The organism is Novosphingobium sp. GV079 (genome assembly GCF_003058045.1).
GTDB classification, from domain to species: domain Bacteria; phylum Pseudomonadota; class Alphaproteobacteria; order Sphingomonadales; family Sphingomonadaceae; genus Novosphingobium; species Novosphingobium capsulatum.
Genome location: NZ_QBUE01000023.1, coordinates 17,783 through 35,637, shown reverse-complemented (window position 1 = coordinate 35,637; position 17,855 = coordinate 17,783). Strand labels below are relative to the sequence as shown.

The window sequence follows — 17,855 nt, the reverse complement described above, 5'->3', positions numbered from 1 at the left end:
TATTCGTATCATCGGCAGTTTCGCGTATGCCGCAGATGGGGTAGGGTTTTGTGGAATTGGCGTTGTGCCGCGCCTTCGCGCCCGGCACCAACAAACGCCACCAAGGATTGCAATGATGAGAATTCTGGTTGTCGAGGACGAGCCCCTGCTCGCAATGCTGCTGGAGGAAAACCTGGCAGACCTCGGCCATGACAAGGTAACGGCAGTGGCCACGGTGGACCAGGCGCTATCGGCGCTGGACGAAGGCCCGGTCGATGCCGCCCTGCTCGATTTTTCACTGGGCAGCGACACCACCTCGGTGCCAGTAGCGCTGCGCCTGCGCGAGGAAGGCACGCCGTTCTTTTATCTGTCGGGGCATGCCTCGTTCGATCCCGATGCCGGCGCCCCCGAAGCGCCGATGCTGCCCAAGCCGGTCAGCCTTGAAGCCCTGCGCGAGGCGCTGTCCACGCTGGCTGACGCGCGCTGAGCGCAAGCGCCAGCCGCTCAACTTTCCAGGAAACTGTCGTCCCGCGCCAGGCTGACCAGCCGCAGCCCGTGCGCCTGCGCGCGCTCTGCCGCGAGGGTCGAGGCCGCCGATACGGTGACGAGCAGCGGCACCCCGGCGATCACCGCCTTCTGCACCAGTTCATAGCTGCACCGCGCCGTCAGCACGACAAAGCCGCTGGCCGGATCGATCCCGGCACGCGCCATAGCGCCGACCAGCTTGTCGAAGGCGTTGTGGCGACCAACGTCTTCGCGCAGCGCCTGGATCGTGCCATCGCCCGTGCAGAATGCGGCGGCATGGGCGGCGCGGGTGGCACGGCCTAGCGCCTGGTGATCGCCCATGGCTGCGGTGGCGCGAAAGAGTGCCGCATCACTCACGGCCAGTGCCGCGCCTACCTGCGGCAAGGGGCGCAAGACCTGCTCAAGGCTTTCGATCCCGCACAGGCCGCACGATCCTTCGGACAGGCGCAGCCGCGCGCGCTCCATCAGCGGGGCAGCATCGGCCATGGCCAGCGTGATGCGCAGAATCCAGCCGCGCCCCTCGATCTCGGCAGCCTGCGCTGCCACGAACCCGGAAGGATCGGCGATCAACTGTTCCGACAGGCAAAAGCCCAGCGCATAGTCTTCAAGATCGGTGGGCGTGGCCATCATCACGGCATAGCCCAGGCCATTGATCTCGATCGCCACGGGCGCTTCCTGCGCCAGCGCACGAGCGCGCGGCACGGGCGGGCGGCCATCGGCGAAATGTTCGACAAAGGCGTGGTCGACCGCGCCGGGCGGCAGGTCAGCCGGCATCGGCGCCATGGTGCGCGGGATCGGTCGCCTTGGTTTGCGGTGGCGGGGCGTGGCCGGCGGCCAGTTCGGCCAAGGCCGTGCGCGCGATAGGATCGAGCCCATCCTCGCCATGGGCGGCAAGGTGGGCAAAGATCTGGCGCAGCATCGCCGGCGTCCAGAACGCGTGCAAGTGATCGGCCAGAGCCGCCGCCGGGTGCGGCTCGTGCACCAGGTTGCGGGCGATCTGGTTGGCCATGTAGACCAGCTTGGCTTCGGTTTGCCCGCTCATTCGGCTGGCTCCATCGCGCTGCCGGCGATGCGCCGCGCCTGGCGGCTTTGCGCGGCATAGTCTTCCTGCCATTCGCTCGGCCCGTTGGACGGGGTGATCTGCACCGCCGTCACCTTGTATTCCGGGCAATTGGTGGCCCAGTCGGAATAGTCGGTGGTCACCACGTTGGCCTGCGTGGCGGGATGGTGGAACGTGGTATAGACCACGCCGGGCGCCACCCGATCGGTCACCGTGGCGCGCAGCGTGGTTTCGCCCGACCGGCTGGCCAGGCGCACCCAGTCGCCGCTGTTGATGCCGCGGTTTTCCGCGTCGGTCGGGTGAATTTCCAGCACGTCTTCGGCGTGCCACACGCTGTTTTCGGTGCGCCGGGTCTGCGCGCCGACATTGTATTGCGAGAGGATGCGCCCCGTCGTCAGCAGCAGCGGGAAACGCGGCCCGGTGCGCTCGTCAGTGGGCACATAGTCGGTCACCACGAACTTGCCCTTGCCGCGCACGAAGCCATCGACGTGCATGATCGGCGAACCATCGGGCGCGGTATCGTTGACCGGCCACTGCAACGAGCCTTCGGCATCGAGGCGGGCATAGTTTACCCCGGCAAAGCTGGGGGTGAGCCGCGCGATCTCGTCCATGATCTCGCTGGGATGGGTGTAGTTCCAATCGAGGCCCATGGCGCGCGCCAGTTCCTGCGTCACTTCCCAGTCCTGATAACCGTTGAGCGGCTCCATCACCTTGCGCACCGGCTGGATGCGGCGTTCGGCATTGGTGAACGTGCCATCCTTTTCCAGAAACGAGGAGCCCGGCAGGAAGACGTGGGCATAGTTGGCGGTTTCGTTGAGGAACAGGTCATGCACGATGACGCAGTCCATCGCCGCCAGGCCCGCCGCAACGTGCTTGGTATCCGGGTCTGACTGAAGAATGTCTTCGCCCTGGATATAGAGCCCCTTGAACAGGCCGTCAGTGGCGGCATCGAGCATGTTGGGAATGCGCAGGCCCGGTTCAGGATCGATCCTGACACCCCATTCCGCCTCGAACAGCGCGCGCGTGGCGGCATCAGACACATGGCGATAGCCCGAAAGCTCGTGCGGGAAGCTGCCCATGTCGCAGGCGCCCTGCACGTTGTTCTGCCCGCGCAAGGGGTTAACCCCCACGCCGCGCCGACCGATATTGCCGGTCGCCATGGCGAGGTTGGCAATCGCCATCACGGTGGAGGAGCCCTGGCTGTGTTCGGTCACGCCCAGCCCGTAATAGATCGCGCCATTGCCGCCCGTGGCATAGAGCCGCGCCGCCCCGCGCACGAGATCGGCGGGAACCCCGGTGACGGGTTCGAGGAATTCGGGGCTGTTGCGCTCTTGCGCCACGAATTCGGCCCAGTGCTGGAACTCGTCCCAATCGCAGCGTTCGCGCACGAACGCCTCGTTGACCAGGCCCTCGGTCACGATCACGTGCGCCAGCGCGGACAGCACCGCGACATTGGTGCCGGGGCGCAGCGGCAGGTGATAGTCTGCCTCCACATGCGGGCTGCGCACCAGATCGGTGCGGCGCGGATCGATCACGATCAGCCTGGCGCCCTGGCGCAGGCGGCGCTTTATCCGGCTGCCAAACACCGGATGGCCATCGGTGGGATTGGCGCCGATCACCAGGATCACGTCGCTGTCTTCGACCGAATCGAAATCCTGCGTGCCGGCAGACGTGCCGAACGTGGTCTTGAGGCCATAGCCGGTGGGCGAATGGCAGACGCGGGCGCAGGTATCGACGTTGTTGGTGCCAAAGCCGGCGCGCACCAGCTTCTGCACGAGGAAGCCTTCCTCGTTGGTGCAGCGGCTCGATACGATGCCGCCCAGGGCATTGTTGCCATGGCTGGCGGCGATCGCCTTGAAGCGGCTGGCGGCAAAGCCCAGCGCCTCTTCCCAGCTGACCTCGCGCCAGGGCTGGTCGATGCTGTCACGCACCATCGGCTTGAGGATGCGGTCCTGATGCTGGGCATAGCCCCAGGCAAAGCGGCCCTTGACGCAGGAATGGCCACGGTTGGCCTTGCCGTCTTTCCACGGCACCATGCGCACCAGCTGTTCGCCGCGCATTTCGGCGCGGAACGTGCAGCCCACGCCGCAATAGGCGCAGGTGGTGACGACGGCCCGCTCGGGCTTGCCGATTTCGGTCACGGCCTTTTCCATCAGCGCCGACGTCGGGCAGGCCTGCACGCAGGCGCCGCACGATACGCATTCCGACGAGAGGAAATCGTCAGACTTCACGCCCGCCGAAATCTGCGAGCCGAAGCCGCGGCTTTCCACCGTCAGCGCCAGGGTGCCCTGCACTTCATCGCAGGCGCGCACGCAGCGCGAGCAGACGATGCACTTGGTCGCGTCAAAATCGAAATAGGGATTGCTGGCGTCGGTCTGCGCCTCCAGGTGATTGGCCCCCTCATAGCCATAGCGCACATCGCGCAGGCCCACGGCAGCGGCCTGGTCCTGCAACTCGCAATCGTTGTTGGCGCTGCAGGTAAGGCAGTCGAGCGGGTGGTCGGAGATATAAAGCTCCATCACCCCGCGCCGCAGCCTGGCCAGCTTTTCGCTTTGGGTGTGGACCTTCATGCCATCGGCCACCGGCGTGGTGCACGACGCCGGCGTGCCGCGCATGCCGTCGATTTCAACCAGGCACAGGCGGCACGAGCCGAACTGCTTGAGGTTGTCGGTGGCGCACAGCTTGGGGATCGACCCGCCCGAAACCGCCGCCGCGCGCATGACGGTGGTGCCGGCCGGCACGGTTACGGCGCGGCCATCGATTTCCAGCGTCACCTGGCTGTCGGAACGAACCTCGGGGGTGCCGAAATCGGCCTGGCGTTCATAGCCCATGGGCATGCTCCTGCACGGCGGCAAGATCCGCCGGGGTGTTGATATTGTGAGGAATATTCGTCAGCGCAACTGGGCGCGCGCCTAGCGCCTGGGCAAAGGCGCGCAAGCTGTGCTTGGCCGGGCTGGCCAGCAAGGCATCGAGCGCAGGCGCGGCGCTGGTTGGCCACAGCCCGATCACCGGCTGGCTTTCGCAATAAGCCGGCGCGGGGGAGAGCTGGGCAGCCGTATCGGCGGCAAAGCCAAAACTGTCGACCGGGACCGTGAGCACCGTATCAAACCCGTGGCCAGCGGCATGGTGGAGCGCGGCGGCGATGCCACCCAGCGGCCCCATGCCGGCACGCGGGCGATCGGGCAGACAGGGCGCCGGTGCATCGTCCCGCCCCACAACCACGACCGTGTCGCACTGCTGCTGCAGGGTATTCACGGCATGAGCGAGGAGGCTTTGCCCTGCCAGTTCGGCCACAGCCTTGTCACTGCCAAAGCGGGTGGATTGGCCCCCGGCAAGGACGGCGCCCAGGATCATGGGCGCACCATTGCGCTGTCGTCAGCGCCCTTCGACAGGCTCAGGGCGAACCGGATTTGGGTTTTCACGCCCTTGAAACCCGTTCGGGCCGAGCTTGTCGAAGCCCCCTGGCGGCAAGGCGCCATCACTCGGCTGCCTCAGCGTCAGCAGACACCGCACCGAAATCCTCGGGAAATCGGCGCAAGGCCGAAAGCACGGGATAGGGCGTAAACCCGCCGAGCGCACAGAGCGAGCCGAACTTCATCGTCTCGCACAGGTCTTCGAGCAGGGCGATCTCGTCGGCCAGGCCCCGCGCGCGCTTTTTCGCGTTATGGATCTGCGGCAGGCTTTCCACCGCATCGGCGCTGCGGCCCTGGCGGGCGCGGATGCGGTCGATCACTTCGACGCCGCGCGTGGAACCCAGGCGGCAGGGCGTGCATTTGCCGCAGGATTCAGCGGCGCAGAACTGCATGGCAAAGCGCGCCTGCGCGCTCATATCCACGCTATCGTCAAACACGGTCAGGCCGGCGTGGCCGATCAGGCCATCGGCGGCAGCAAAGCTTTCATAATCGAACGGCAAGTGGAAATCGGCCGGCGGATGATAGGCGCCCAATGGCCCGCCCACCTGCACCGCGCGCACTGGCCGGCCCGAGGCCGTGCCGCCACAGACCACCTCGACCAGTTCGCCCAGCGTGATGCCAAAACCGACCTCGTACAGCCCGCCATACTTCACGTTGCCGGCGATCTGGATCGGCATCGTGCCCTTGGACCGGCCAAAACCGACATCGGCATAAGCCGCACCGCCGTTCGCCAGAATCCACGGCACCGCCGCCAGCGTCAGCACATTGTTGACCACGGTGGGCTGGCCAAACAGCCCTTCCAATGCGGGTAGTGGCGGCTTGGCCCGCACTTCGCCGCGCTTGCCCTCCAGACTGTTGAGCAGCGAGGTTTCCTCGCCACAGATATAGGCGCCCGCGCCCACGCGCACTTCCACCTCGAACGGGGCGATGTGCGGACGTGCCGCCTGGGCCGCAGCCTGCATCTTGGCGATGGCATGGGGATATTCGCTGCGGATATAGACATAGCCCTTCGCCGCGCCGACGGCATGGGCGGCAATCGCCATGCCTTCGATCAGCATGAAGGGATCGCCTTCCATCACCATGCGATCGGCAAAGGTGCCGCTGTCGCCCTCGTCGGCATTGCAGACGATGTATTTGGGCGTGGCCGGCGCCTTGGCCACGGTGGTCCACTTGATCGCGGCGGGAAAGCCTGCCCCGCCCCGGCCGCGCAGGCCCGAGGCCATGACTTCCGCAATCGTCGCTTCCGGCCCCATTTCGCGCGAACGGGCAAGGCCCGCCCAGCCGCCATGCGCCGCGTAATCCTCCAGGCTCAACGGCCGGGTCTTGCCGGCGCGCGCGAAGGTAAAGCGCTGCTGGCCGGCGATGAACGGGTGATCGGCAATCGGGCCGATGCCCTTGTCGCTGGTGCCGGCCAGCACGGCAGGCACGTCGGACACATCAAGCGGTCCGAACCCGGCGCCGTCGATCTCGGCCAGGGGTTCAAGCCAGTGCATGCCCCAGCTCGATACCCGCTCCACCGTGCAGCCCGCCGCTGCGAAGGCGGCAGCCACGGCATCGGCGCCACAGGCGAGGGCCAGTGCGTCGTCGGAAATGCGCACGGTCGTGCTCATGCCCACGTCCTTCATGCCAGGCCTCCCACCAGAACATCGAGCTTTTCAGGCGTAAGCCGGGCGTGGAGCGTGTCGCCCACCATCGCGTTCGGCCCCACGCTGCACAGCCCCAGGCAATAGACCGTTTCCACCTTCACCGGCCCATCGGCGCGAAGGCGCGCGGCCAGTGCCTCCACGCCGCGTGCCTGGCAGCTTTCCGCGCGGCACAGCTTGACCACCGGGCGCGATTCGGGCGCGGTGCGGAAATCGTGATAGAAACTGACCACACCATGCACTTCGGCGCGGCTGAGATTGAGCGCGTGGGCGATCGCTCGTTCGGCCGCCTCGCTCACATGGCCAAAGACGGCCTGCACATCATGCAGGATCGGCAGCAGGGATCCCTCGCGCCCGGCGTGCGCGGCAAGGATCCGGTCCAGTTCGGCAGGTTCGGTCATGGCGCGAAATGTCGCCCCGTCGACGCGCGCGGTCAAATCGAATTGCGCAAAGTTTGATAGAATTTCTCTATCACGCCGCCAGAGCGCGCGCCACGTCGAGCGCAGCCAGCGCCAATGGCCCCATCGGCTGGCGATCGAGCACGACCAGCCCCAGCCGTCGCGCGGTTTCGACGCCCTCCATCGGCTGGATCGCCGCCCAGTCCAGCCCGGTCAACAGCGCGGCATAGCTATCGGGGATGATCGTGGCAAAGCGGCCCGACTGCACCAGCGACAGCAGCGCGACATAGCTGTCTGCCACGGCACGCGGCGCCAGGGCCAGGCCACGGGCGGCGAACTGCGCGTCGAGAATGCGGCGATACTGCATGCCCTGGTGCAGCAGGCACAGCGGCATGGCAGCCGCCTCTGCCCAATCCATCGCCGCGCCGCTTTCGCGCGCGGCATCGCCATGGGTTACAAAGAGATAGCGTTCCTGCGCCAACGGCACGGCGATGACGTTGGCGGGTGGCTCGTGATCGAGATAGGTCAAGCCGGCATCGCACGACAACGCCTGGAGATCCTGTTCGATCACCCGGCTGGTGGCCTGGTGGACGGCGAGGTGCAGTCCGGGATAGCGGCCCAGCAGCGCATCGCCAAAGCGGCCGACGAGCGGCAGCGCGGCGGGAATGGCGGCAAGGCGGAACCGCCCCGCCAATGGTGCAGCGGTGGCAGCCACGGCCTGGGCCATGCTGCCCATCGCGCCCAGAATCTGTTCGGCCCACGGCAGCATGGCCTGGCCCTGCGCCGTCAGGTCGATGAAACGCCGGTCGCGCTCTACCAGGCGCTTGCCCAGATCCTGCTCCAACGCCACCAGCCCGGCCGACAGCGTGGGCTGCGACACGCCGCATTCCGCCGCAGCGCGTGCGAAGTGGCGCAGACGCGCCAGGGCCACGAAATAGCGCAAGTGGCGCAGTTGCATGAGTGGGGCAAACTCCCTCGAAAATTGAGAGGCTGTTTCTATCACGAAACGCACGGGCAGGCATGGCCCAAAGCCGCCGCCAGGGCCAGCGGCGACGCGGTTATCGCTTCATTTCCGTGGGAACAGGCGCCGCATGGCGATCCAGTAGGGATTACTAAGGGCCATCCCGATGGGCGGCGGCACGGATCGCGCTGACGCCCGCACATGGGGCAGGCATTCGGGACCGGCGCAAGGGGGACGGTGATTTCATGAAGCCAGAGGGCCAGATCGTTGCACAACCCGCACCGGGCGCGATGCCGGCGGTAGACCTGCTGGCGCGCGGGCGCCGGGTGATCCAGACGGAAGCCGACGCGCTCGATCGCCTGGCGCGCACGCTCGATGCCCGATTTGCCGATGCGGTGAACCTGCTCCTGGCCACCAAGTCACGCGTGGTGGTGAGCGGCATGGGCAAATCGGGGCATGTCGGGCGCAAGCTGGCCGCGACCCTGGCCGCCACCGGCACGCCGGCCTTCTTCGTACACCCGGCAGAGGCGGCGCATGGCGACCTGGGCATGCTCACGCCTGACGATCTGCTGTTGGTGCTGTCCAATTCGGGCAATACCCCCGAACTCCGCCCGATCCTGGCCCATGCCGCGCGGCTGGGTTGCCCGCTGATCGGCATCAGCGCGCAGCCGGATTCGATCCTGCTGCGCAGCGCGGATATTGGCCTGGTCCTGCCCCCCGCGCGCGAGGCGTGCCCGGCCCATGTCGCACCCACTACCTCGTCCACGCTGATGCTGGCGCTGGGCGATGCGCTGGCGATTGCCACCATGGCGGCGCGGGGCACGACGCATGCACAGCTGCGCCAGCTTCATCCAGGCGGCGCCATCGGCACCAGCCTGGCCACCGTGGCCGACATCATGCATCGCGGCGATGCCGTGCCCCTGGTGCCCATGGCCATGCCGATGCGCGACGTGCTGCTGGAAATGACCGAAAAGAGCCTGGGCATCGCCGGTGTGGTCGATCGCGCCGGCTGCCTGGTGGGGGCGATCAGCGATGGCGATCTGCGCCGCCATGTCCATGGCCTGCTGACTTCCTGCGCCGAAGACGTGATGACCCACGCCCCGCGCACGGTGCGCGCCGATGCCCGCGCCGCAGACGCGCTGGCCGTGATGAGGCAGGCCAACGTCACCGCGCTGTTCGTGGTGGAAGGCGCAGGCGCTCTGCTGCCCGTCGGCGTGGTGCGCATGGCAGACTGCGCCACGCTCGCCACTGGCCCCACGCCCGACTGCGCGGCAGCGGTGCCTCCGCCCCCTCGGAACCCTCAGGCGCTGTTTGCCTGGGATAGTCCGGCCCAGGCGGCATCGGCGTAGAGGCGATGCCCTTCCCCGTCTTGCCGCCTTCTCCTGATCTTGCCGGCCCGGCCGCCCCGGCGCGTTCATCACTGGCCGTCACCTGGTCGGTCTGGCGCGCGCTGATGCTGCGCGAGGCGCTGACCCGGCTGTTCGCCACGCGTATTTCCTGGGCTTGGGTCTTGTTCGAGCCGGTATTCCACGTCGCCTACCTGCTCGTGCTCTATTCCGCCGTGCGGGTGCACAGCGTGGGCAACCTCGACACGCCGGTGTGGATCATGGTCGGTATCCAGACCTTCTTCCTGTTCCGCAAGACCGCCGATCACGTGGCCGGCGCCCCGGCCGACAATTCCGCCCTGTTTGCCTATCGCCAGGTCAAGCCGGTGGACACGCTGGTGGCGCGCGGCCTTCTGGAAGGAGCGAGCTGGCTGGTGATCACCCTGCTGCTGATCGCGCTCCTGGCGCTATGGGGCCACCCTTTTGCCCCGCAGTTCCCATTGGCGATGATGGGGGCCTGCGCAGCGATGTGGCTGCTGGGCGTGGCGTTCGGCATGGTGGTTTCGGCCTGCACCACCTTGATGCGCGAAACGCGCCAGGTGCTGCACATCGTGCTGCGGCCGCTCTACATGATTTCGGGCGTGATGTTTCCGCTCGGCTCGCTACCGGCTGATTGGCGCGCCCTGCTGATGCTCAATCCCCTGGCCCATGGCGTGGAGCTGGTGCGCATGGCCTTGTCAGACAGCTATCAGGCCGTGCCCGAAACCGATGCCGGCTATCTCTTTGCCTGGGTTCTCGGGCTGCTGCTGCTCGGCCTCGCGCTGCAACTGCGCCTGGCGCACAAGGTGGGTGCGCGATGATCGTCGGGCGCGGCCTGTCCAAGCGTTACATGACCGCGCATGGCGCGGGGCCCTGGGTGCTCGACAACGCCAATTTCGTGATCCCGCCACGGGTCAGTGTGGGGATTCTGGGGGCCAATGGCGCGGGTAAGTCCACCCTGCTGCGCATTCTGGCGGGGGTGGACAAGCCGACGCGCGGCGCGGTGGAGCGGCATTGCCGCGTATCGTGGCCGCTCGGCTTTGGCGGCGGGTTGCAAGGCACGCTGACCGGGCGCCAGAACGCGCGCTTTGTCTGCCGCATCCACGGGCACGAGGATGACATTCCCGAACGCCTGGCGCGCATTGCCGAATTTGCCGCACTGGGCGACCGCTTCGACCAGCCGATCCGCACTTATTCCACCGGCATGGCGGCGCGCCTGCGCTTTGCCATTTCGCTCGCGTTCGATTTCGACGTCTACATTTCCGATGAGGCGACCTCTGCCGGCGATGCCAGCTTTCGCGCCCGCGCGGCCGAGGAGTTCCGCCGCCGCGCCAACCAGGCCAGCGTGATCATGGTCAGCCACGATCCCGGCACGCTCAAGCGGTTCTGTACTGCCGGCATGCTGCTCCACCAGGGCAGGCTGACCTGGTTCGACCGGCTGGGAGACGCCATCGCGGCCTACAAGGACACCCTGCCCGCATGAGCACCGACCTTGCCTATCCGCCTGCCCCCCCGGCCCCTGCCGCGCCGATCGCGCGCCGGCGGCGCCCCCCGGCCGATCTGCCCGAGCAGGACGCCGGGCCGGGAGAAGCGCCAGCCCTGCCGCTGTCGGGCCCGCGCGAAGCCCCTGGCGCCACCACGCTGCCGCCCGCCCGGCGCCCACGCTGGCGCGCGGCGCGGATTCGCCATCTGGTGCTGGGCCTGGCCGGCGCTGCCAGCCTTGTCGCCAGCGCCTATTGGTGCCTGATCGCCTCTGACCTCTATGTTTCCGAAACCGACGTGGTCGTGCAGCGGGCCGGCATGGGCGCGATCGATCCGGGCGGGCTGGGTGGCCTGCTGTCGGGCCTGGCTGGCGCGGGCGGCGGCAATCGCAATGACCAGATGCTGCTGCGCAACCACCTGCTTTCGCAAGACATGCTCGCCCGGCTCGACGCGCGGCTGCACTTGCGCGCGCACTATGCCGATCATCGCCACGACTGGCTTTCGCGCCTGAGCGCCGCCAACGCGCCGATGGCGCGCTTTCGCGATTACATGAAAGCGCGCGTCCGCGTCGATTATGACGACAATGCCGGCGTGCTTCATGTGGAGGCCAGCGCCTATGACCCGGCCACGGCGCAGGCAATCGTGGCGGCCATGCTGCACGAAGGCGCCGCTTTCATGAATGCCAACGATCACCGCCTGGCCCAGACCCAGGTGGATTTCCTGGCCAGCGAGGCAGCGCAGATGGGCAAGCGCAACCAGCAGGCCCGCCAGGCCGTGCTCGATTTTCAGAGCAAGGAAGGCATGGTGTCGCCCGATGGCACGCTCGATGCCGTGGCCGGCACGATTGCCCAGCTTGAAGCGCGCAAAAGCGCCTTGCAGACGCAATTGGGCACGTTGGAAGCCTACCTGGTTTCGGCCCATCCCGACGTGGTGGCCGTGCGCCAGCAGATCGGTGCGATCGATGCCGAACTGGCGCGCGAACGCGCCCGCGCCGCCGCGCCCGAGCCGGGCGCGCTCAACCGCCGGGCTGATGCGTTCCGCCAATTGCAGCAGGAAGCGCAGTTCAGCCAGTCGCTCTACCAGACGACGCTGGCCGCGCTGGAAAAGGGGCGGATCACCGCGATGCAGGCGATGAAGCAAATCTCGGTGGTCCAGGCGCCAACCCTGCCCGAATATCCCGCGCGCCCGCGCCGGCTCTACAACGCCCTGGTCTTCACGCTCGCCGCGTTTCTTGCTGCGGCCATCGCACTGCTGCTGGTGTCGGTGGTGCGCGACCACGTCGACTGATCTTTCCCACCCTTCGGTTTGCCAAAAAGGAGCGCCTACCCATGCGCCGCACCTGCCGCCCCATGCCCAGCCCTGGTCGGCTGGCGCTGGGCCTTTCGCTCGCCTTCACCGCCCTGGCCGCGCCTTTGCCAGCCCTGGCGCAGGGATTGCCGCCTGGCGTGATGGGCCAGATGCTGCAAAGCGCCGATCCGGCCACGCTGGCTGCCATCGCCAATGCCATGGGCAATACCGGCGGCAGCGGCGCCAGCCTGCCCGCCATGCCGCTTGCCGTGCCGACCGCCAGCCCCAATCCCGCCCAGCCAGTGCCGGTGGATGGCGCGGCCCCGGCGGTGGCGCCGGGCAATGCGGCCGCTTCCGGGCAGTATGTTGCCAACGCGATCAGCCCGGTGTTCGGTGCGCAGCTGTTCACCGGCGCGTTTGCCCGCGCCGGCGCGGCGCATTTCAACCCCGATTACGTGATCACCCCGGGCGATCAGGTCGTGCTGCGGCTGTGGGGCGCATTCCAATATGCCCAGGTCCAGACCGTGGACCCGCAAGGCAACGTGTTCCTGCCCAACATCGGCCCGATCCATCTGGCCGGGGTGCGCAACCAGGATCTCCAGCGCGTGATCACCGGGGCGGCGGCTGGCACGTTTCGCAGCAATGTCTATGTCTATGCCTCGCTGGCAGAGGCGCAGCCGGTGCGGGTGTTCGTCGGCGGCTTCGTGCGCCGGCCCGGTCTCTATGATGGTACCAGCATGGACGGTTTGCTGCACTATCTCGATGCGGCCGGCGGCATCGATCCTGATCGCGGCACGTTCATCGACGTGGAGGTCAAGCGCGGGGAGCAGGTGCGCGCGCACGTGAACCTCTACCAGTTCCTGTTTCGCGGGGTGATGCCGCCCTTGCCACTGGCCGATGGCGACGTGATCTTTGTCGGCCCGCGCCAACAGACGGTGACGGTGCTGGGCCTGGCGAACAACGCCAATGTCTTTGAATTTCCGCGCAATGCCCATCCCACCACGGCCGATGTCGCCCTGCTCGCCGGGCCGCAGCCGGTTGCCACCCACATGCGCATCACCCGCGCCACCGGGCCGATCCGCAATGTCGACTATCGCCCGCTGGGCGAGGCCGGCGCTTTGCCAGTGGGCAATGGCGATACCATCGAATTCACCTCGGACCAGAAAAACGGCACGATCACCGTGCGGATCGAGGGAGAGCATGAAAGCCGGCAGGAATATGTGCTGCCCTATGGCGCGCACCTGGGCGACTTGTTGCGCCAGATCCGCTTTTCCGAACGATCGGATGCCACCAGCATCCAGCTGTTCCGCCAAAGCGTGCGAGACCGGCAGAAGACCATGCTCGACGCCAGCCTGCACAGCCTGGAGCAGGCCGCGCTGACCGCGCGATCGGGCACCAACGACGAAAGCCAGCTACGCCACAACGAAGCGGACCTGATCCTGCAATGGATCGACCGCGCGCGCAAAGTGCAGCCGCTGGGCCAGGTGGTGATCGGGCAAGGCCCTGCGCGCGATGACCTGCTGCTGGAAAACGGCGATCTGCTGCGCGTGCCGACGCGCGATGGGCTGGTGCTGGTGAGCGGAGAAGTGCTGTTCCCCAATGCCGTGGCCTGGCAGGCCGGGCTTGACGCCACCAGCTACGTCGAGCGGGCCGGCGGCTTTACCCAGAAAAGCGCTGCCCGCCGGATCGTGGTGGCCCATGCCGATGGCAGTTTCGAGGAAGTGGCCGCGCAAAGCCGCGCGGTGCGCAGCGGCGATGATCTGCTCGTGCTGCCACGCATCGACACCAAGTCGCGCCAGATCCTCAAGGACATGACGCAGATCCTCTATCAGATCGCGGTTAGCGCCAAAGTGGTGCTAGGGCTTTGATCCTCGCTGTGTTTTTTGCTGTTCATGACTGGCGCGCGGCCCCTATGCTGGGTGCCTCAGCCCGCCGGAGACCGCATGATCGCCGCATTGCCACCGACGATCGAACCGGCCGTTCCGGCAGTATCGGCCACGACGCCAGTGCCGGTGCCGCCAGCGGCCGACGTGATCGAGGTGACCGCCGCGCGCACGCCCGCCACCCTGCATATCGACCGGCGCACCTACCAGGTGCAGCAAACCCCGCAATCGGCGCAGAAGGATACGCTGCAACTGCTGCGCGGGCTGCCCGCCGTGACGGTAACCCCTGATGACCAGATCCTGTTGCTGGGCGCCGGGAACGCCAGGATCTATGTCGATGGGCATCCCTACGCCGGCAATGCGCAGCAATATCTGCGCACGCTGCACGGCAGCGATATCGCGCGGATCGAAGTGATCACCAATCCTTCGGCGCAGTTTTCCGCCGAAGGCACGGGCGGCGTGATCAATCTTGTACTGCGCCAGGCACGGCACGCGGGCTGGTCGGGCAATGCCAGCGTGGAAACCTCCAGCTATGGCCATGGCCTGATCGATACCACGCTGCATTACCGACGCGGGCGGTGGAGCTATGAACTGAAAGCAGGCGGCAATATTGGCACGATGGTGCGCGCACACGATGCCGCCAGCCGCCACGTCGAGTCCGATGGTGGCGGTGCGGCCACGGCCTATACGCGATCGGGACAGAGCGATAGCGGTGGCACGGACGGCCGGCTAAGCGGCAAGGCGACCTATGAGATCGACGCCAAGACCACCGTGTCGCTGGGCCTGGGCGGTGGAGGCGGCCACGATATCACCCACACCCGCGCCAGCTATCAGGGCCTCACCCCCGATTTCAGCAGCTTTGCCGAAACCCGGCGGTTGAGCAGCATGGCCAGTTTCCTGACCGGCGAACTCGATGTCGATCATCGCGGCACGCGCGAGGGGGAGACTCTCACCGCCACGGCGCAGCTCTATACCAACCCCGTGGTGCGGGATGAAACCGTGGCCCGGTTCAGCAACGGCGGTGGCTTTGCCACGGTCTTGCGCACTCCCACCACCACGATCGACGGGCAGGTGGACTGGAAGCACCCGATCGCCGCGCACCGGTTGCTTTCGCTGGGCACCAGTTGGCACCGCGACAGCACATCGCAGGCCTATTCCCTGAGCAGCGAGGCAAGCGACGGCGCACCGGCAACCCTTGCCAACGATCGCTTTGCCGGGCGCAGCACCACGCTGGCGGCCTATGCCACGCTGCAGCAGACGCTGGGCAAGCTGACCATCGCCCCCGGTCTGCGCGCCGAACGCAACGTGCGCCAGATCGACAGCCCGGGTGAAGACCGCCTGGTGCTTGGCCGCACCGCCGTTTTTCCCAGCCTGCATATCCAGTTCGCGAGCAGCAAGATGCTGACCCTGGCGGCCAGCTACAGCCAGCGGATCGAGCGGGCACCGCTCGACTATCTGCGCCCCTATACCGTGGTCGAAGACCCGCTCACCCTGTTCCAGGGCAGCCCTGCGTTGCGGGACCAGACCACCGCATCGTGGGAAGGCAGCCTGCAATACCGGCGCGGTGCGATCGAAACCAATCTCACTGCCTATTGGCGCACCACCAGCAACGTGTGGAGCACGACCTATGCCGCCACTGCGGCAGGGGCGAGCATCTATGGCTATGTCAATGCCGGCCGCAGCCGCAGCGCCGGCGCGCAGTTCGATCTGAGCGCGCCGCTGCTGCGCCATGTCAAGCTCAGCGCCAGCGCCAACCTGTTCGACCAGCGCAACCCGATCGATGTGCCGGGCGGGCAGCAGTTGCTGCACACCATGCGCGCCAGCACCAACGGCACGCTGGAATGGAGCGGCACCGCCCGGGGCGACGTGCCGGCTGACGTGGCGCAACTGCAATGGTCCTACAACAGCCCATCGCGCGCCTGGCAGGTACTCAGCGCCGCCTGGGGCGAAGCGAGCATGATCATGACGCACAGCTTTGATCGCACGCTGTCGCTTTCGGCCACGCTGCGCGTGCCGGGGCGCACGCGCCAGGAACTCTCCGCGCCGCTCACGCAGGGATCATCCTGGCGCCAGCGCACCACGGAATTTCAGCTCAAGCTGCTCAAGACATTGGGCTGAACCGTGCCGGCATCAGGCCGGGTCCGGCAGGGCGCGATAGCGGAAGGCGCGGAACACCACCTGCCCCTTGCCGGCAGCGAACAATGCCGGGCGCAGGCTGAGCAGATTGTCGAGCGTGTTGGCGTTATACCCCTCGACATAGCTGCGCACGCCATGGCGCGTCCAAGCCTGGCCATCGAGGCTGTAGTAGAAGGTCACCACCTGCCGTTCGTTGGTGATGCGCATGTGCAAGCGGCGCGTGGGCGGCGCCGGTTCCTGCCAATAGGTGGGCTTGCCGCCCCGATAGCTGATCATGCGCCGTCCATCGATGCCCATGCCCAGGAACAGCCGGTCATCGAAGAACAGCAGCAGGCCACCCTGCGTTTCGCCTTGCAGTTCGACATCCACCTCGATCGCATAGGCGCAGTCCCCCACTTGCTGGGTCAGCACCGTTGCATCCTGCGGACTGCTGCCCTTGGCAGCCAGCGCCAGGCTGTTGCCAGACACCTGCACGCGTGCGCTGTCCGAAGGCGCGCTGGCATAGAGCGACCACAGGCGACCGAGTCCATCGGCGGCAAAGTCGTCGGAATGCGCAAGGCCATGAGGCAACGCCTGGCCGCCAGGCTTGGCCAGCGGCTGTGAGAGATCACCCCCAGTGGCGCGGAACCAACCATCGGCGGTCCATTCGATGGGCTCGAGCAAGGTTTGCCGGCCCAACGTGAGATAGCCGTTTTCATACCCGTGATAGACCATGAACCAGCGCCCGCCCGGCCCTTCCACAACGGTGGCATGGCCGCGCGACCACCACGGGTCGGCATCCGATGTGGCGCGCACGATCGGGTTATGCGGGCAATTCTCCCAGGGTCCATTGATCGATCGCGCCCGTGCGACCGCGACCATGTGCCCTGTCGCCGGGCCACTGGTGCCACCCACTGCGTTGACGAGGTAGAACCACGGCCCACGGCGAAACAGCTTGGGCCCTTCGGGAGACCACGCCTCGGTGATCCAGTCATCGGGATAATGCCATGCCTGATAGGCGGTTTCGACCGGGCCAGCGGTGGCCAAGCCATCGGCAGTCAGGCGCACCCGCTTGCCACCATTGAAGAACAGGTAGCGGTGGCCATCCTCGCCCACGACATGGCCAGGATCGATCAGTTCGCCGATCCCAAGATCGATGGGATCGCTCCACGGCCCTTCCATCGACGGCGCGTGGATGACGTAGATATTGGCGAAACTGGCGAGCGGCGGTGACCACGGCGCCTTCATGAACGGGATGTAGATGAAATAGCGATCGCCGTGCTTGGCAATATCGACGGCGAACACGGTGCCCAGGGGCTTGGCCAAGGCCGGGCCGAGCGGGCGCCAGTTCACCAAATCGCGCGAATGCCAGATCAGCAGCCCGGGCGCCGCATCGAACGACGAATGCGTCATGTAATAATCATCGCCGTCCTTCAGCACCGAAGGATCGGGATAGTCGCCCGCCAGGATGGGGTTGAGGTAGCGCCCATCACCCATGTCGGCCTTGCGCTGGCCCTCTATGCCGCGCGGCCAGGCAGGCCGGAACGACTGGCCGCAGGCACGCCGGTCGTCGGTTGCCAGCGCCTGCCCCGACGCCGCGCCCGCCCCGACGCCCGAGCCTGCCACGGCACTGGCGAGCGCGAGCTTGATGGTTGCGCGGCGGGTTTGCATTGGCCTCTCCAAATTAGAATTATCATACCTGTATGAACTGGGCGCTGGCGCATGGCAAGGTGGCATCAGGCGTG

15 protein-coding genes are annotated in these 17,855 nt (G+C 66.9%); 7 read left to right on the top strand and 8 right to left on the bottom strand.

Features of this window, described 5'->3' with window-relative positions; genetic code table 11:
• Positions 1-115 precede the first annotated feature (115 nt).
• Complete coding sequence (locus C8K14_RS20480; protein WP_158271983.1) at positions 116-466, top strand: response regulator; 351 nt, start codon at positions 116-118, stop codon at positions 464-466.
• A 17-nt stretch (positions 467-483) separates the two neighbouring features.
• On the opposite strand, the gene fdhD is transcribed toward C8K14_RS20480, so the two are convergent.
• From fdhD to C8K14_RS20445, 7 genes are all read right to left on the bottom strand, one after another.
• Positions 484-1,287, bottom strand: coding sequence for a formate dehydrogenase accessory sulfurtransferase FdhD (gene fdhD / locus C8K14_RS20475; protein ID WP_233251168.1), 804 nt, complete (start codon positions 1,285-1,287; stop codon positions 484-486).
• The gene (locus C8K14_RS20470; RefSeq protein WP_084391101.1) at positions 1,268-1,546 is read right to left on the bottom strand and encodes a formate dehydrogenase subunit delta; all 279 of its coding nucleotides are present in this window, start codon (positions 1,544-1,546) and stop codon (positions 1,268-1,270) included. The genes fdhD and C8K14_RS20470 overlap by 20 nt, the downstream gene beginning before the upstream one ends.
• Positions 1,543-4,395, bottom strand: a complete 2,853-nt coding sequence (gene fdhF, locus C8K14_RS20465; RefSeq protein WP_107718799.1) for a formate dehydrogenase subunit alpha — start codon at positions 4,393-4,395, stop codon at positions 1,543-1,545. Before fdhF ends, C8K14_RS20470 begins: the two co-directional genes overlap by 4 nt.
• Entirely contained in the window at positions 4,385-4,918 is a 534-nt protein-coding gene (locus C8K14_RS20460; protein WP_107718797.1) for a molybdenum cofactor guanylyltransferase, read from the bottom strand. The genes fdhF and C8K14_RS20460 overlap by 11 nt, the downstream gene beginning before the upstream one ends.
• A gap of 124 nt (positions 4,919-5,042) precedes the next feature.
• On the bottom strand, positions 5,043-6,587 hold the full coding sequence (locus tag C8K14_RS20455; protein WP_107718823.1) for an NADH-ubiquinone oxidoreductase-F iron-sulfur binding region domain-containing protein: 1,545 nt from the start codon (positions 6,585-6,587) through the stop codon (positions 5,043-5,045).
• 11 nt (positions 6,588-6,598) lie between these two features.
• Entirely contained in the window at positions 6,599-7,021 is a 423-nt protein-coding gene (locus C8K14_RS20450; RefSeq protein ID WP_022677489.1) for an NAD(P)H-dependent oxidoreductase subunit E, read from the bottom strand.
• 70 nt (positions 7,022-7,091) lie between these two features.
• Positions 7,092-7,976, bottom strand: coding sequence for a LysR family transcriptional regulator (locus C8K14_RS20445; RefSeq protein ID WP_107718795.1), 885 nt, complete (start codon positions 7,974-7,976; stop codon positions 7,092-7,094).
• A gap of 248 nt (positions 7,977-8,224) precedes the next feature.
• On the opposite strand from C8K14_RS20445, the gene C8K14_RS20440 reads away from it, so the two are divergent.
• Genes C8K14_RS20440 through C8K14_RS20415 form a run of 6 tightly spaced genes read left to right on the top strand, consistent with a single transcriptional unit; the run spans position 8,225 to position 16,113 of the window.
• Positions 8,225-9,328, top strand: coding sequence for an SIS domain-containing protein (locus tag C8K14_RS20440; protein WP_233251167.1), 1,104 nt, complete (start codon positions 8,225-8,227; stop codon positions 9,326-9,328).
• Positions 9,329-9,333: 5 nt separating this feature from the next.
• Positions 9,334-10,164 (top strand): ABC transporter permease, encoded by an 831-nt coding sequence (locus tag C8K14_RS20435; RefSeq protein ID WP_051146424.1) that lies wholly within the window; start codon positions 9,334-9,336, stop codon positions 10,162-10,164.
• On the top strand, positions 10,161-10,826 hold the full coding sequence (locus C8K14_RS20430) for an ABC transporter ATP-binding protein (RefSeq protein ID WP_107718793.1): 666 nt from the start codon (positions 10,161-10,163) through the stop codon (positions 10,824-10,826). The genes C8K14_RS20435 and C8K14_RS20430 overlap by 4 nt, the downstream gene beginning before the upstream one ends.
• Entirely contained in the window at positions 10,823-12,112 is a 1,290-nt protein-coding gene (locus tag C8K14_RS20425) for a chain-length determining protein (protein ID WP_107718791.1), read from the top strand. Before C8K14_RS20430 ends, C8K14_RS20425 begins: the two co-directional genes overlap by 4 nt.
• 41 nt (positions 12,113-12,153) lie before the next feature.
• Positions 12,154-13,980 carry a polysaccharide biosynthesis/export family protein gene (locus tag C8K14_RS20420; RefSeq protein ID WP_199223788.1) on the top strand — a complete coding sequence of 609 codons (1,827 nt, stop codon included), beginning with the start codon at positions 12,154-12,156 and terminating at the stop codon, positions 13,978-13,980.
• 51 nt (positions 13,981-14,031) lie between these two features.
• Entirely contained in the window at positions 14,032-16,113 is a 2,082-nt protein-coding gene (locus tag C8K14_RS20415; RefSeq protein WP_158272953.1) for a TonB-dependent receptor, read from the top strand.
• A gap of 12 nt (positions 16,114-16,125) precedes the next feature.
• Here C8K14_RS20415 and C8K14_RS20410 read toward each other — a convergent pair whose 3' ends face one another.
• The gene (locus C8K14_RS20410) at positions 16,126-17,781 is read right to left on the bottom strand and encodes a family 43 glycosylhydrolase (protein WP_107718787.1); all 1,656 of its coding nucleotides are present in this window, start codon (positions 17,779-17,781) and stop codon (positions 16,126-16,128) included.
• Positions 17,782-17,855: the final 74 nt, after the last annotated feature.